Annotated in this window: 14 protein-coding genes; 8 read left to right on the plus strand and 6 right to left on the minus strand. The window is 44.7% G+C overall.

Features of this window, described 5'->3' with window-relative positions:
• Nucleotides 1-70: 70 nt before the first annotated feature.
• On the minus strand, nt 71-1,216 hold the full coding sequence (locus R7Q41_RS11015) for a Na/Pi symporter (protein ID WP_025768431.1): 1,146 nt from the start codon (nt 1,214-1,216) through the stop codon (nt 71-73).
• Between the two features lie 386 nt (nt 1,217-1,602).
• Here R7Q41_RS11015 and nhaR point away from each other — a divergent pair, with 386 nt between their 5' ends.
• Both nhaR and R7Q41_RS11025 read left to right on the plus strand, forming a co-directional pair.
• Nucleotides 1,603-2,493, plus strand: a complete 891-nt coding sequence (gene nhaR / locus R7Q41_RS11020; protein WP_017821499.1) for a transcriptional activator NhaR — start codon at nt 1,603-1,605, stop codon at nt 2,491-2,493.
• A 288-nt stretch (nt 2,494-2,781) separates the two neighbouring features.
• Nucleotides 2,782-3,090, plus strand: a complete 309-nt coding sequence (locus tag R7Q41_RS11025; protein ID WP_005381940.1) for an ArsR/SmtB family transcription factor — start codon at nt 2,782-2,784, stop codon at nt 3,088-3,090.
• A gap of 304 nt (nt 3,091-3,394) precedes the next feature.
• Here the strand turns inward: R7Q41_RS11025 and rpsT are convergent, their stop codons facing one another.
• The gene (gene rpsT / locus R7Q41_RS11030) at nt 3,395-3,655 is read right to left on the minus strand and encodes a 30S ribosomal protein S20 (protein WP_005381938.1); all 261 of its coding nucleotides are present in this window, start codon (nt 3,653-3,655) and stop codon (nt 3,395-3,397) included.
• Between the two features lie 305 nt (nt 3,656-3,960).
• Between rpsT and murJ the strand changes: the two genes are divergently transcribed.
• From murJ to ispH, 6 genes are all read left to right on the plus strand, one after another.
• Nucleotides 3,961-5,523 (plus strand): murein biosynthesis integral membrane protein MurJ, encoded by a 1,563-nt coding sequence (gene murJ, locus R7Q41_RS11035; RefSeq protein WP_318144494.1) that lies wholly within the window; start codon nt 3,961-3,963, stop codon nt 5,521-5,523.
• 69 nt (nt 5,524-5,592) lie between these two features.
• On the plus strand, nt 5,593-6,528 hold the full coding sequence (gene ribF, locus R7Q41_RS11040) for a bifunctional riboflavin kinase/FAD synthetase (RefSeq protein WP_017821498.1): 936 nt from the start codon (nt 5,593-5,595) through the stop codon (nt 6,526-6,528).
• Nucleotides 6,529-6,592: 64 nt separating this feature from the next.
• Complete coding sequence (gene ileS, locus R7Q41_RS11045) at nt 6,593-9,421, plus strand: isoleucine--tRNA ligase (RefSeq protein ID WP_149192039.1); 2,829 nt, start codon at nt 6,593-6,595, stop codon at nt 9,419-9,421.
• Nucleotides 9,422-9,494: 73 nt separating this feature from the next.
• Nucleotides 9,495-10,001: a signal peptidase II gene (gene lspA, locus R7Q41_RS11050; RefSeq protein WP_005385948.1), complete on the plus strand. Its 507-nt coding sequence runs from the start codon at nt 9,495-9,497 to the stop codon at nt 9,999-10,001.
• 144 nt (nt 10,002-10,145) lie between these two features.
• Nucleotides 10,146-10,577, plus strand: coding sequence for an FKBP-type peptidyl-prolyl cis-trans isomerase (gene fkpB, locus R7Q41_RS11055; protein ID WP_005381922.1), 432 nt, complete (start codon nt 10,146-10,148; stop codon nt 10,575-10,577).
• Between the two features lie 24 nt (nt 10,578-10,601).
• Nucleotides 10,602-11,567: a 4-hydroxy-3-methylbut-2-enyl diphosphate reductase gene (gene ispH, locus R7Q41_RS11060; RefSeq protein ID WP_017636164.1), complete on the plus strand. Its 966-nt coding sequence runs from the start codon at nt 10,602-10,604 to the stop codon at nt 11,565-11,567.
• A gap of 46 nt (nt 11,568-11,613) precedes the next feature.
• Here the strand turns inward: ispH and R7Q41_RS11065 are convergent, their stop codons facing one another.
• The 4 genes from R7Q41_RS11065 to R7Q41_RS11080 all read right to left on the minus strand — a co-directional run bounded on the left by R7Q41_RS11065 (nt 11,614) and on the right by R7Q41_RS11080 (nt 16,267).
• A complete protein-coding gene (locus tag R7Q41_RS11065; RefSeq protein ID WP_017636163.1) occupies nt 11,614-12,087 on the minus strand; it encodes a low molecular weight phosphatase family protein in 474 nt (157 codons plus the stop codon).
• A gap of 71 nt (nt 12,088-12,158) precedes the next feature.
• Complete coding sequence (gene btsR, locus R7Q41_RS11070; protein WP_005381917.1) at nt 12,159-12,887, minus strand: two-component system response regulator BtsR; 729 nt, start codon at nt 12,885-12,887, stop codon at nt 12,159-12,161.
• A gap of 31 nt (nt 12,888-12,918) precedes the next feature.
• Nucleotides 12,919-14,589, minus strand: a complete 1,671-nt coding sequence (locus R7Q41_RS11075; protein WP_005381915.1) for a sensor histidine kinase — start codon at nt 14,587-14,589, stop codon at nt 12,919-12,921.
• A 193-nt stretch (nt 14,590-14,782) separates the two neighbouring features.
• The gene (locus tag R7Q41_RS11080; RefSeq protein ID WP_005381914.1) at nt 14,783-16,267 is read right to left on the minus strand and encodes a carbon starvation protein A; all 1,485 of its coding nucleotides are present in this window, start codon (nt 16,265-16,267) and stop codon (nt 14,783-14,785) included.
• Between the last annotated feature and the right edge of the window lie 271 nt (nt 16,268-16,538).

The raw sequence follows: 16,538 nt of genomic DNA on the forward strand, positions 1-16,538 counted from the left end.
CAGTTTAATTATCATAAAAAAGGCTCCACGATGTGGAGCCTAAACAATAAGCGATGGTATGTCGTTGTTGTTACGTTGTTAGGGCTAGAATTGCACCTGGTAGAATAACGAATACTGACATTAGGTAACCACCAACAACAGCTTTATTCTTAATAGCCATTTCAGAAATCATCTCAGCGCCTTTAACCGGAATCTCACGTAGGAATGGAATTCCAAAGATAAACAGCGTCGCCATGATGTTAAATACTAAGTGGACTAGAGCGATTTGTAGTGCGAATACTGCGAACTCTCCAGATACCGCTGTCGCTGCTAGTAGTGCCGTAATACAAGTACCAATGTTAGCACCCAGAGTGAAAGGGTAGATATCTCGTACTTTCAACACGCCAGTACCAACCAACGGAACCATTAAACTTGTCGTGGTTGAGGAAGATTGTACTAGAACGGTCACGATTGAGCCTGATACGATGCCGTGAATAGGACCACGACCGATGGCGTTTTTCAAAATTTCACGTGCGCGACCAACCATTAGGCTCTTCATCAATTTACCCATCACTGTGATTGCAACGAAGATAGTCGCAATACCCAAAGCAATAAGCATGACGCCGCCAACAGTATCACCGAAGGTAGAAAGTGGCTCTTTAATTGCGCCTACGACTGGCTTTGTAATTGGTTTAATAAAGTTGAAGCCCTTAATGCTCATATCACCAGTAGCAAGCAGTGGAGAAACAAGCCAGTGAGAAACTTTCTCTAAAATGCCGAACATCATTTCCAACGGAAGGAAAATAGCGACAGCAAGCAAGTTGAAGAAGTCGTGAATGGTTGCACTTGCAAATGCACGTTTGAACTCTTCTTTACAGCGCACGTGGCCAAGAGACACAAGCGTATTGGTCACTGTGGTACCAATGTTAGCACCCATCACCATAGGGATAGCGGTTTCTACAGGTAAGCCACCTGCAACCAAGCCTACAATAATAGACGTTACAGTACTTGAAGACTGAATTAAGGCTGTTGCCACCAAGCCGATCATGAGACCTGCAACTGGGTGTGCGGCAAATTCAAATAGCACCTTAGCTTGATCGCCAGTTGCCCATTTAAAGCCACTACCAACCATAGATACTGCTAGAAGAAGCAGATATAACATGAATGCCAAGTTAGCCCAGCGTAACCAACGAGCTGTGCTCGAAATTGGTGCCACTGTTGAAGTAGCTTGGTTCATCATAATTTTCTCCGTTGACCTTTCAGTTCATTTTTCGGTCTGTAGTTGAATCTGCGGGCGATGTTAGAGAACAAATATTTCAGTAATATTACAGATTTCTTGCTGTGAGAGATTTTTATTGTTCTTTTTGATAATGGCGTAAAAGAGGAAGAAAATTAATTTTTAACCTGTTGATTTTAATGATTAAATTTTGATTTCGTTTTGTTTGGTTTTTGCGTTTTTTTTGTAGAGAAAATGCGCATCAGTTCAACTTTTATGACAGTATTGACTTTATACTTTCGGTAAAACTTATGCTTTTGTAAGGTATTGTATGGTTTTGTCGAGTTTATTGTTTGTCTCTGTCACATTTGGTATAAAAAGTATCACTTTCTTTTCGGGACTCGATCATGTCACATCTAAACTACAACCATCTCTATTATTTCTGGATGGTGTGCAAACAGGGCTCTGTAACTAAGGCGGCTGACGCGCTCTTCCTGACACCGCAAACCGTGACAGGACAGATTAAAGCGCTTGAAGAGCGCATGAAAGGAAAGTTAACCAAGCGTAATGGTCGTACAGTTGAGCCCACTGAGTTAGGTCAGCTTGTGTTTAAGTACGCCGACCGGATGTTCGGTTTGAGCTATGAGATGTTAGATATCGTCAATTACAGCCAGCACTCGAACATTCTATTTGAAGTTGGTGTAGCCGATGCATTATCTAAACGCTTGGTCAGTAAAATACTGATGACGACCGTCCCGGAAGATAACAGTATTCATTTACGCTGTTATGAATCGACCCACGAACTGCTACTTGAACGCCTTTCTCAGCACAAGCTAGATATGATCCTTTCGGATTGTCCCGTTGATTCTACTCAAAGTCCTGGCCTTTATAGCAAAAAGTTGGGTGAAAGTAGCATGAGCTTTTTTGCTTCTTCTGAAATTGAAAATGTGCGATTCCCTGAGATCTTGGAACAAAAAAAACTTCTGATTCCCGCGAGCCGAACGGCTATGGGGCGTAAAGTTATTCAATGGTTTGATCGTCAAGGCCTTCAACCCAATGTGCTAGGGGAGTTTGATGATGTTGCGTTGATGAAAGCTTTTGCTCGGTACCACGATGATGTGATTTTCTTGGCACCGACCGTATACATGTCGGAGATTGAAGACGACCGAAATTTACAGCTAATTGGCCATGTCGATGGGCTAAAAGAAGAGTACTACGTGATTTTTGCGGAACGAATGATCCAACACCCCGCGGTAAAAAATGTTTGTGATGCTGATTTCAGTCAAATGTTTGAGTAAACCCGTATCGTTGCGTAAATAAATAGATTACTATCAATAAAAATATAATTCTAAATAATATCTAAGTAAGCAAGATACTTGTTTTAGTGAGCAAAACTATTAATTATTGATGGCGCACCAATTAAAATCCTTGGTGGATAATATTGGTGTATCACTAACAACTAAATTAGAGGTTCTAATAATGAAGACTCTGGAAGTGTATCTTGATTTTCTTAGATATATAAATCAGTGCAACACAACAAGCTGGCCAGGGTTGGAATAAGTAAGTTGTAGCTAGAGGTCCAACACATGAATCTACAAGAAATGGAGCAGAACTCCGCAAAAGCCGTCGTGTTGCTCAAAGCGATGGCAAACGAGAGACGCCTACAAATCCTTTGTATGCTGCATAACCAAGAGCTGTCCGTGGGAGAGCTGTGTGCAAAGTTAGAGCTAAGCCAGTCGGCATTATCTCAGCATCTTGCTTGGCTTCGCCGTGATGAGTTAGTCACGACAAGGAAAGAAGCACAGACGGTGTACTACACATTAAAGAGTGATGAAGTGAAAGCGTTAATAAAAACACTGCATAGTCTTTATTGTGCTGAGAGTGCTCAACATTAATTAAATAGTCCTAATATACTGCTCATCTTAGAGTGTGAATCTAACTTGTTGGAATATTTGAGAGTGGCGTTAAACTTTTGATGATAGGGTACTACTCATCGACCAATTTGCTTTGTTCTCAAGTGTTTTATTAGTGCTTTCTAGTTTGAGCGTTATATGGGTAATGAATAAGCTGATGTCTTTAAATGGGACATTCAGAAAAAGAAAAGCTGGCATTGCCAGCTTTTTTTATTAAGAAAACTTTGTAGATATAAAAAAACCGACACAAGGTCGGTTTTTTCTTCACTGTAAAATCAGGACTCTATTAAAGAGCTTTGATTTGTGCAGCGAAACGAGACTTATGGCGAGCTGCTTTATTCTTGTGAATAAGGCCTTTAGTTGCCATGCGGTCTAGGATAGGTGTAACTACAGCGAATGCAGCAGTTGCAGCTTCTTTGTCGCCTGCTTCGATAGCAGCAACAGTTTTCTTCATGTAAGTACGCATCATTGAGCGACGGCTAGCATTGTGCTGACGACGTTTCTCAGCTTGGATAGCGCGCTTCTTAGCAGATTTACTATTTGCCAAGGGTCTAACTCCCAAAAACTTAGTTCTGTGACAATTTAAGGGCGAGGAATATCCCTCATTTGCGCTTAAATGTCAAATGATTTGTGCAAAAACCGATCTAAGCCAAAACAAATTTTGGTAAGAGAGGTTATCGCGGTTAAGATGGCGGGGATTCTAACAGCATTTTTATACCAATGCTAATAATTATCCGCGAAAGGCACACTTATTCCTTACAACCCGCGGATAGATTTTTGACGTCTATTTACAGCACCTGTCAGAGAAACAGTATAGGGTTAGCTGTCTTATGGTGATATTCCGAGGTTACAGTGAGTAAACGACTACTCAAGTCTGGCATGATCGTCAGTTCTATGACATTTATTTCCCGCGTTCTTGGCCTAGTTCGTGATGTTGTAGTGGCAAATTTAATGGGGGCAGGAGCAAGCGCAGACGTCTTTTTCTTCGCCAATAAAATTCCTAATTTTTTACGACGTTTGTTTGCTGAAGGTGCTTTTTCCCAAGCGTTTGTACCTGTTTTAACGGAAAGCCATGCTCAAGGCGACATGAATAAAACTCGGGAGCTCATTGCTCGTGCGGCGGGTACATTAGGGGTGATAGTCTCAATTGTTACCATCTTAGGTGTTCTAGGTTCCGGAGTGGTGACTGCACTGTTTGGTTTTGGTTGGTTCCTAGACTGGATGCATGGTGGTCCCGCGGCTGAGAAGTTCGAACTTGCTAGCGTGATGCTCAAGATTACCTTTCCTTATTTATGGTTCATCACTTTTGTTGCCCTATCGGGAGCCATTCTCAATACACTAGGTAAGTTTGCGGTTTCTTCGTTTACTCCTGTCTTCCTCAATGTGATGATCATTTTGGCAGCATGGTTTATCTCGCCGCAGATGCCACAGCCAGAGATTGGTCTTGCCATCGGTGTTTTCCTTGGTGGTTTGGTTCAGTTCTTATTTCAAATCCCTTTCCTTATTAAAGCGGGGGTTATGGTTAAGCCGAAATGGGGCTGGCGCGATCCGGGCGTGGTGAAGATCCGAACCTTAATGATTCCTGCTTTGTTCGGTGTGTCGGTAAGCCAAATCAACTTGTTGTTTGATACTTTTATTGCCAGCTTTCTGCAAACCGGTTCGATCAGTTGGTTGTACTATTCAGATCGCTTGTTGGAATTCCCGTTAGGTCTGTTTGGTATTGCTATTGCAACGGTGATTTTACCAGCATTATCACGCAAACATGTTGACGCACAAAATGAAGGATTCGCACAAACCATGGACTGGGGGGTGCGCATGGTGATCTTACTTGGCCTTCCTGCAATGCTTGGTTTGATGGTACTGGCAAAACCTATGTTGATGGTGTTATTCATGCGAGGTGAGTTTTCGCCACAAGACGTACATCAAGCATCATTGTCACTCTTTGCTTACGCTTCAGGCTTGTTGAACTTTATGCTGATTAAAGTGCTCGCTCCGGGTTATTACTCGCGTCAAGACACTAAAACGCCAGTGAAATACGGCATCATTGCGATGGTGACCAACATGGTATTTAATGCAATTTTTGCGTACTTCTATGGCTACGTTGGCTTGGCTATCGCGACGGCACTATCGGCATTTGTGAATATGGCACTGCTGTATCGTGGCCTGCACATCGCAGAGGTATACCAAATCACTAAGCGAACCGTCTTCTTTATTATACGTTTAGCTATTGCTGGCGCGGCGATGGTGGCGGCAATCTTATGGCAACTGGAAGATATGTCAGTATGGCTGGGCTGGAGCTTTGCTCACCGAAGCGCGGTGCTAGGGATGTTGATCGGTTTAGGAGCCGTAGTTTACCTAGTGGTTCTATTTTTAACTGGTGCGCGTTTAAAAGACCTAAAAGCTGGGACAGACTGAGGGTGATTAGTATATAATCCGTCAGTTTCACACAGTGTAAAGTAAAACAGAGGCAGAAAGCAGTATCCAATGGAACTGATTAGAGGCATTCACAATATCAACCCGCGACATCATGGTTGTGTGCTGACTATTGGCAATTTCGATGGTGTCCATAAAGGCCATCAACAAGTATTGCAGCAAGTGTCTGAGCAAGCGGACAGGCTATCCTTGCCTTCTGTTGTGATGACCTTTGAACCTCAGCCGATGGAGCTGTTTGCCAAAGACAAGGCACCTGCAAGGTTGACGCGATTACGCGATAAGTTCGTGCAATTGAGTAAGCTCGATATTGACCGCTTACTGTGTGTCAATTTCAATCGCCATTTTGCAAGTTTAACCGCGGAAGAGTTTATCCGTGACTTGTTGGTCGAGCGTTTGGGTGTTAAGTTTCTTGTCGTTGGTGATGATTTCTGCTTTGGCAAAGGCCGTACAGGTAACTTTGCAATGCTGCAGGAAGCGGGGGAAAAATACGGCTTTGATGTCGTAAGTACCCAGAGCTTTTGTTTACAACAATTACGTGTCAGCAGTACGGCTATCCGTCAAGCGCTGGCGCGTGACGATTTGCATTCCGCGCAAGAGATGCTGGGAAGAAACTACAGCATCAGCGGTCGTGTTTCTCATGGAAGAAAGCTAGGTCGAACCATTGGGTTCCCTACTGCAAATATTCCTTTGAAACGCTGTGTTTCTCCGGTTTCCGGAGTCTATGTTGTTCAAGCGCTTGGCTTAGGAAATAAGCCAGTTGGTGGTGTTGCTAATATTGGTCAAAGACCAACCGTCAATGGTGTTCGCCAACAGTTAGAAGTGCACTTATTCGACTTTCATGCCAATTTATATGGCAAGCAACTAGAAGTGGAACTTTTGCATAAACTTCGAGATGAGCAAAAGTTTGAGTCGTTTGAAGCACTTAAACAACAAATCGAATTGGATGCTGAAGCAGCAAGGGTGTGGCTGCGTCAGCTTAAGCGTTGAGCGGTTTATTCCACCGTTCAACATAATGTCTAATTTTCGCCCAATATAACGGAATTAAGAATCGATGAGTGAGTATAAAGATACCCTGAACTTACCTGAAACAGGGTTTCCAATGCGCGGCAACCTGGCCAATCGTGAGCCAGAAATGCTTAAGCGTTGGTACAAAGAAGATCTTTACGGTGAAATCCGTAAAGCTAAGAAAGGCAAAAAGTCATTCGTATTGCACGATGGCCCTCCTTACGCAAATGGTGACATTCATATTGGTCACGCACTAAACAAGATTCTTAAAGACATTATTATTAAATCCAAAACACTTTCAGGTTTTGACGCACCTTACATCCCAGGCTGGGACTGCCACGGTCTACCAATCGAATTAATGGTAGAGAAGAAAGTAGGTAAGCCAGGCCAAAAAGTGACAGCAGCGGAATTCCGCGAGAAATGTCGTGAATACGCAGCAGGTCAGGTTGAAGGTCAGAAAGAGAGCTTCAAACGCCTTGGTATCATGGGTGAGTGGGACAAGCCATACCGCACTATGGATTTCGCAACTGAAGCGAACATTATTCGTGCTCTTGGTAAGATCGCAAGCAATGGTCACCTGCTAAAAGGTTTCAAACCTGTTCACTGGTGTACAGACTGTGGTTCTGCTCTTGCTGAAGCGGAAGTAGAATACAAAGATAAAGTATCGCCATCTATCGACGTTCGTTTTAAAGCGGCTGACGAAGCGGCACTGCTATCTAAATTTGAACTGACAGAAGGTCATGAAGGTCACGGTGACGTATCTATCGTTATCTGGACAACAACACCTTGGACACTGCCTGCAAACCGCGCAGTATGTCTACGTGATGATCTAGAGTACGTGCTTATCCAAACAGAAGGCGACAACGCTGAGCGTATCATCGTTGCTGCTGAGCTAGCGAAAGACGTAATGGACCGTGCGGGTATCGAGCACTTCCACAACCTTGGCTTTGCTAAAGGTGCGGACCTAGAGCTTTCTCAATTCCAACACCCATTCTACGATTTCACTGTACCGGCGATCCTTGGTGATCACGTTACGACTGATTCAGGTACTGGTGTTGTTCACACTGCTCCTGGTCACGGTCAAGAAGACTTCGCGGTTGGTAACAAGTACAACCTAGAAGTAGCAAACCCAGTTGGCTCAAACGGCGTTTACCTACCAGATACAGAGCTATTTGCTGGTCAGCACGTTTTTAAAGCGAACGATGCAGTAGTAGAAGTACTAAAAGAAAAAGGTGCACTACTACACCACCACGCTTACGAGCACAGCTACCCACACTGTTGGCGTCATAAGACCCCAATCATCTTCCGTGCTACACCTCAATGGTTCGTTTCTATGGACCAAGCTGGCCTACGTGCTAAAGCATTAGAGTCAATCAAGAATGTAGAGTGGATGCCTGAGTGGGGTCAAAGCCGCATCGAAGGTATGATCGAAGGTCGCCCTGAGTGGTGTATCTCTCGTCAACGTACTTGGGGTGTGCCAATTGCTCTGTTTGTTCATAAAGAAACAGCAGAACTTCATCCAAACACGCTAGAGCTGATCGAGAAAGTCGCTAAGCTGGTTGAAGAGAAAGGCATCCAAGCATGGTGGGATGTAGATGCCGCTGAACTACTAGGTGCTGACGCTGACCAATACGAAAAAGTGCTAGATACGCTAGACGTATGGTTCGATTCAGGTGTCACTCACTTCTCTGTTGTTGATGCTCGTGAAGAGTACAACGGCAACAGTGCAGACCTATACCTAGAAGGTTCTGACCAACACCGCGGTTGGTTCCAATCTTCTTTAATTTCATCTATTGCGATGAAAGACGAAGCACCTTACAAACAAGTACTGACACACGGTTTCGTGGTTGACGGTCAGGGTCGTAAGATGTCTAAATCTATCGGTAACGTGGTTGCGCCAAAAGACGTAACCAACAAGCTAGGTGCTGACATTCTTCGTCTATGGGTTGCTTCTACAGACTACACTGGTGAAGTTGCGGTTTCTGATGAAATCCTAAAACGCAGCGCAGATGCGTACCGTCGTATCCGTAACACAGCGCGTTTCTTCCTAGCTAACTTGAGCGGCTTCAACCCTGAAACAGACATCGTTCCTGTTGAAGAGATGGTTGCGCTAGATCGCTGGGCGGTTGGTCGTGCACTAGCAGCACAAGAAGAGATTGTTAAAGCATACGAAGAGTACAACACACACGGCGTAACTCAGCGTCTAATGCAATTCTGTTCAATCGAAATGGGCTCTTTCTACTTAGACGTAATTAAAGACCGTCAGTACACAGCAAAACGTGGCGGCAACGCTCAACGTAGCTGTCAGACTGCACTTTACTACATCGTAGAAGCGCTAGTTCGTTGGATGGCGCCAATCATGTCGTTCACTGCAGATGAAATCTGGAACGAAATGCCAGGCGAGCGCGACAAGTTCGTATTCACTGGTGAGTGGTTCGACGGTCTATTCGGTCTTGCTGAAGGTGAAGAGCTGAACAACGAATTCTGGTCTGAGATCCAAGCGGTTCGTGGTGCGGTAAACAAACTTCTAGAAGATGCGCGTAAAGAGAAAACCATTGGTGGTGCACTACAAGCTGAAGTGACTCTATTTGCTGATGACGCACTAGCGGCGAAGATCAACAAACTTGAAGATGAACTGCGCTTTGTTCTACTAACCTCTGCGGCGAAAGTTAAGCCTCTAGGTGAGAAGACGGATGCAGCACAAGCCACAGATATCGAAGGCTTATTTGTTGAAGTAGCAGCAGCTGAAGGCGAGAAGTGTGATCGTTGTTGGCACCACACGCCAGACGTAGGCACAATTGAAGGTCACGAGAAAATCTGTGGTCGTTGTGTGTCTAACGTAGACGGCGAAGGTGAAGTACGTAAATTCGCGTAATTGCCTAGAACGACTGAACTTTTTTTAAAATTAACAGCCCCAGTATTTACTGGGGCTGTTTGTAGGTAAAGTAATGAGTGAAAAAGCACTGACGTTAAAGCAATCTGGAGTTCGCTGGCTGTGGTTAGCAATTCTGGTATTTATTGCAGATATTGGCATCAAATTGGTGGTGATGGACAACATGGGCTACGGATGGGCAAACCGAATTGAGGTGTTGCCATTCTTCAACCTACTTTACGTTCATAACTACGGTGCCGCTTTCAGCTTCTTGAGCGATCAAGCTGGTTGGCAGCGCTGGTTATTTACAGGTATCGCGTTTGTTGTTACGGGTCTTTTGACCTACTGGATGAGTAAGCTTCCAGCAAAAGAAAAATGGAACAACATTGCTTATGCACTGATTATTGGTGGTGCAGTGGGCAACGTGTTTGACCGCGTCGTTCATGGCTTTGTTGTTGATTACCTAGACTTCTTCTGGGGTAACTACCACTGGCCAGCATTCAACCTTGCTGACATGGCGATCTGTATTGGTGCGGCAATGATTATTCTGGATGGCTTCCGTAAAAAAGACGCTGACAAGTAATCTTTTGCGGTATATCGAATAACCCTAAGCGTCGTCCGTTGATTCGAGCGATGCTTTTTATTATGTTGGAGCGCCAATCAGCATATCAATGTATAAAAAGACCAAGCTGACAGCGTAATAACCCAAGAACAAGGAAGCATTAACGTGACAACAATAACCAATGAATCTGTAGTAACCCTTCACTTTACGATTAAAATGAAAGACGGATCGGTTGCAGATAGTACTCATAACATGGGTAAACCAGCGAAATTTGTTATGGGTGATGGCAGCTTGAGTGAAAACTTTGAGCAGTGCTTGATAGGCCTCGAAACAGGCGCACAAAAAGCGATTGAGCTAAAGGCAGAAGACGCGTTTGGTATGCCAAACCCTGATCATATTCACTATATGGATCGCACTAAATTTGTAGGTGATGCAGAAGTGGAAGTTGGTACAATCATGGCCTTCAGTGGCCCTGATGGCATGGAAATCCCGGGCATTATTACAGAGATTGCAGGCGATTCAGTCACTGTGGACTTCAACCATCCTCTAGCGGGACAAGACGTGACTTTCGAAGTTGAAATTTTGTCAGTAGAATAGCGAACCAAATAAAAGATAACTTCCATGAGCAATGAAATGAAAATCCTGTTAGCTAACCCACGTGGTTTCTGTGCTGGTGTTGACCGCGCGATTAGCATCGTAGAGCGTGCGCTAGAGATGTATCAGCCACCGATTTATGTGCGTCATGAAGTGGTGCATAACCGTTTTGTGGTTGAAGGTCTAAAACAGCGTGGTGCTATCTTCGTTGAAGAACTGCACGAAGTGCCAGACAACAACATTGTGATTTTTTCTGCTCATGGTGTATCGCAGGCGGTTCGTCAGGAAGCGAAGCTGCGTGATTTGACCGTATTTGACGCAACGTGTCCTTTAGTAACCAAAGTGCATATGGAAGTGGCGCGTGCGAGCCGTCGTAATATGGAAGTGGTTCTGATTGGTCACGCAGGTCACCCTGAAGTCGAAGGTACGATGGGGCAATACGCCAGTGAAACCGGTGGTATGTACTTGGTTGAAACTCCAGCCGATGTTGAGAAACTGAAGGCGATTGTGAAAGATCCATCCGATCTTCATTACGTAAGCCAAACGACGCTTTCTGTCGATGAAACTGCCGATGTTATCGAAGAGCTACGCCGCGTGTTCCCAGATATCCAAGGTCCACGTAAAGACGATATCTGTTACGCGACACAAAACCGCCAAGATGCCGTACGTGAATTAGCTGGTGACGTAGATGTGATGGTTGTGGTGGGTTCTAAAAACTCATCAAACTCTACACGTCTTAAAGAGCTAGCTGAAAAGCTAGGGACACCTGGCTACTTAACCGACTGTCCGGAAGATATCAAACCTGAGTGGTTCGAAGGCAAAACAAAGGTCGGCGTGACTGCGGGAGCATCTGCTCCGGAAGAGCTCGTTAATCAGATTCTAGAGCGAATCAAAGAACTCGTTGGTGCCGAAGCGGTTGATGAAGTACTTGGCCGTGAAGAGAATATGTTCTTTGAAGTACCTAAAGAACTGCAAATCAAGCAAGTGGATTAGTCTCCATTTATCGAATATTCAAAAGGCGACCTGTGGGTCGCCTTTTTTACATCTCTCTTAACTCATTTAGGTAATCACGAATTTGGTCTTTTCCTAAACCATCGATAATCATATCAGACATCTTCGTGATTCTTCGCTCAAGCGATTGAGCAACCTTTTCGCAATGTGCGTACATGTCTTCATCAGAACCATCGGTCGGAAAAGCATCAACTTGCCAGTTTACTCGAACACCACCTGCAAGCCACTGAGGAGCGGTTTCTTGATGTAAAGAATCACAGAGAATAATAACGATGTCGGGAAGAAACTGAGTTCGCTCCTCCCATGAATGCGTGTGGATATGCGGAATGGGGAGTTGGTGGTCATCTAAATATTTTTGCACCACTGGGTGCACCTTGCCTGTGGGATGTGAGCCTCCACTGGTGACACTAAAATCTGCTGGCAGGATATTGGTTGCGATTGACTCCGCGAGGACGCTTCGTCCAGCGTTGTGCTTACATATGAATAAAACTTTATACATCATCGCCTCGTCTTTTCAGAGCGTCCTATTTATACGCTAGCGGAAACTCAGCGATGATGTGTGAAGTTTTTGTGTTAGTGGCTAATGCCGAGCATCTCTTTGAGCACCTTTAAGTAGCGGCGGCTTACTGGTATCTCAAAGCCTGTTTTGGTGATGATTTCCGCTAACCCATTTTCCAGTAACTTGATTTCGCTAATCGCTTTAATACTGACTAAGTATTGACGATGGCAGCGGACTAGAGGGGTTTTCTCTTCCAACGTTTTTAATGTCAGTTGGGTGCTCGCGGTTTGGCTGGTGGAGCGTACATGCACGCCGCTGATATCACTGTAAGCACATTCCACCGTGTCGGTGGCCATGATAACGATGCGGTTGTGTCCGATGCACGGTATTTGATCCAACGTGTCAGGTGTAATAGCAGACAGTTGTTGCGTTAGGGCGGATTGGCTAATGACTTTGTTTAGTCGTTTTACCGTTTTAGTTAGCCGGCATGGGTCGACAGGTTTGAGCAAGTAATCAAAGGCATTGTCTTCAAATGCTTGAATCGCATACTGATCATAAGCCGTGACAAAAACCACATAAGGCATGGTTTCTGGATCAAGCATCCCTAGTAATTCAATCCCCGTGACTTGAGGCATTTGGATATCGAGAAACACCACATCAGGCTTGAGTTCATTGATTTTTTTTAGGCCGAGGATTGCGTTTGAGGCATCGCCCACGACCTCAACTTGGCCTGTTTCATCCAGTAACTCTGCTAGCTCTTCACGAGCAAACTGTTCATCATCAATGACGAGTGCGGTTAACATCCAACATTACCTTTATTGCTTCAGCGTGCTTTTATGATTTTGGGGGAATGATAAAGCTCATTTTAGTAAATTGATGTGGCTCGCACGTAATTTTTAGCGCTGCATCACGTCCAAATTGATTAGTGAGACGCTTGTCGACAATTTCTAAACCTAGCCCTGAGTGGTTTTCTTTTGGCGGCTCAAAACTGCCTGCGTTGTCTTCGACGGTAATCAAGTGACCTTGTGGGTGTGCTTCGCTGTATATATGAACTTTACCACCTTCAAGCATGTTTGAAATGCCATGCTTAATGGCATTCTCAACCAAAGGCTGGAGTGTAAAGCTTGGTAATTTGATGTCCAGCAATTCAGGTTGAATATCGATTTCAACCTCTAAGCGGTCCGTAAAACGCGCTTTTTCGATGCTCAAGTACGAGTTCACATGTGCAAGCTCTTCCTTTAACGTCACGGTATTAATGTTCTGCTTTAAATTGCTGCGGAAGAAGTGCGATAGATTTTGGATTAGCTCGCGCGCTTTGTCAGGGTCACGACGAGTAATCGCACTAATAGTATTGAGTGCATTAAACAAAAAGTGTGGATTCACCTGAGCGTGAAGCAATTTTATTTCTGCTTGGGCGAGTAAGGCTTGTTGTTGTTGGTAATCGCCATAAAGGATTTGGCTAGATAGAAGCTGGGCTATTCCTTCCGCCATCGACATGTTGGCCGTCGAGAACAATTTACGCTTCGGTTCATACAGCTTTATGGTACCAATGACCTCTTTCCCTGCACGCAGTGGGATGATCAGCGCAGATCCGAGCTTGCAATCTTTTGCAATGGAGCATTGGTATGGACGCTCCGCACCATCAAGATAAATGATGTCGTTTTTCTCCATGGAGTCTAATGTGCTTTGCGATGAAATCGGCGTGTTCGGTTTATGGTGATCATCGCCAATGCCCACAAACGCCAAGATCTTTTCTTGGTCAGTAATCGCGACAGCGCCCACTTTGGTTTCTTCGTAAATAATACGTGCGATTTTCTCTGCGTTTTCGGTGTTGAAGCCGTTGCTTAGAATTCCCACTGAGCGATCAGCAATGGTGAGCGCTCGACGCGAAAACGTCGCAGAAAACTTTTCAAAGATTGCTTTTCTGTCTTGCAGGATACTCATGAACAACGCCGCACCAAATGAGTTCGCGATGATCATAGGCGCTGCAATAGCGGACACCAGTTCATAGGCTTGATCAAAAGGTTTCGCGACGGCGAGCAGCAAAATCATTTGCACCACTTCTGCAACAAACGTGACGCTGAATACAACGCTTGGATTAAACAGCAATGCACCTTTATTTCGCTTGATAAGGTAAACGTGGAGCAAACCACCAATTACGCCCTCGGCGGTGGTTGAAATTGCACAGGCTAGGTCGGTAAAACCACCAAGAGAGTATCGATGGATGCCACCAGTAAATCCGACGGCGAAACCTACAACAGGTCCACCAAACAGCCCGCCCATAACTGCGCCGATCGCACGAGTATTGGCAATAGCATCGTTGATGTGCAGACCGAAATAGGTGCCGAGAATACAAAAGCCAGAGAAGAGTACGTAACAAATTAGGCGGTGGCTTAAGCGCGAAGAAATACTCAGCAAAGGTAAGATGATTGGCGTTTTACTTAGCATGTAAGCCAAAACTAAGTACACACACATCTGTTGTAAAAGGGAGATGACCAGTTCCATAGTGAACCTAACCTAGAATCAATGTTGTTATTGTATACCTAAGTAACCTCAAGATGCTTGGCTCAGATAGATAAGAACAGCTAAGTAAATGATGCTGCGCTGTGCTTTCTGAACCTTAAAGTGACTTGGGTATAAAACAAAAAGAGCCTGCAATTGGCAGGCTCCTATCTTAGTCACTCAGATGTGACGAGTATTACGCTGTTTCTGATACGGCTTGTGGTTTCTCTTCGTCAGCCAGTTCAGTTTCACCTTTACCCTTAGAGGTTTTGATAACGTAACCTGTCACAGCTAGGGCAAACACAATACCTACGATAGTTGATAGTTGCATTGGCAGACCAAAACCTAGCGAGCTGTTGTTTAAGATGAACGTGACACATACCGTGGTCATGAAGATAGCTGGGATAGTGGTAATCCAGTGCAGCTTGTTGTGACGCAGTAGGTAAGCGGACGCAGTCCAAAGCATCATTACCGCTGTTGTTTGGTTTGCAAAACCGAAGTAGCGCCAGATAATGCCGAAGTCTACTTGAGTTAAGATACCGCCGATAACGAACAGTGGAAGTGCCATCAGTAGACGGTTACGTAGCGTTTTTTGTTCCATGTTGAAGTATTCAGCAAGGATCAAGCGGCTTGAACGGAACGCTGTATCGCCAGACGTAATTGGTAGGATAACCACACCCAGGAACGCAAGGATACCACCGAACACACCTAGCAGACCAAATGATGCGCTGTATACCACGTTACCAGGGCCACCGTTTTTCACAGCTTCTGATAGAGCGTCTAGAGAGCCGAAGAAAGACAGAGCGATAGCACACCAAATTAGCGCGATAACACCTTCACCAATCATTGCACCGTAGAATACGAAGCGACCGTTTTTCTCATTTTCCATACAACGCGCCATCAGTGGAGACTGAGTCGCGTGGAAGCCAGAGATAGCGCCACATGCGATAGTGATGAACAATGCAGGCCATAACGGCATGTCATTTGGGTTGAGGTTAGAGAACATGTCCGAAACTTGGAAGTCACCCATTACTGTGTGTTCGCTAGAGAAAGCAACGGCTGTCATTAGACCAACAGACATAAAGATAAGTAGGGCGCCAAACAGTGGGTAGAAACGACCAATGATTTTATCGACAGGAACAATCGTCGCAATGATGTAGTAAGCAAAAATAGCAATAACCATTGTAGTCATGCTTACGCTCAAGCTTGTTTGATCATTGATGAGGTTAGTAATCATGCCAGCAGGGGCTGAAACGAACACTACGCCAACTAGAAGCAATAGGACAATGGCAAAAATATTCATAAAGTGTTTTGCGCCATTACCTAGGTAGCGACCTGTAATGGTAGGTACAGATGCACCGCCGTTACGCACTGAAAGCATGCCTGAGAAGTAATCGTGTACTGCACCAGCAAAAATACAACCGACTACAATCCAAAGCATCGCCGCAGGACCGTATAGTGCCCCCATGATCGGGCCAAAAATTGGACCAACACCTGCGATGTTAAGTAGTTGAACTAGGTAAACTTTCTTTGTTGACATTGGAACGAAGTCAACACCGTCCGATTTGGTGTGAGCTGGCGTTTGGCGTTTTTCATTGATGCCGAAAATCTTCTCGACGAAAGCGCCGTAGATGAAGTATCCGCCGATTAGGGCTGCGACACAGGTTAGAAACCACATCATAGCAATTGTCCTTGGTCTTAGTTGGGTAGGGTAATTTTTTAATCTCAGGATGCATGTTATGCGTCACTTGTGTTAAATGCATTCGGTTAGTAGATGAGTGGTCGAATAGAGCACTGAGTGGTCGATATGCTGCTTGAGCGGTTTTTAAAAATGGCGAAAGGTTGATGACAGTCTTGAGCGGCTGATTTGAGTCATCAGTGGTTAAATCTGCAAGCTCAGCGGCAAGCGCCAATAATTAGTGGTAAGCTTATTTTTGAAAACAATTACTTAA

This window comes from Vibrio sp. 2096 (assembly GCF_033339595.1).
Taxonomy (GTDB): Bacteria; Pseudomonadota; Gammaproteobacteria; order Enterobacterales; family Vibrionaceae; genus Vibrio; species Vibrio alginolyticus.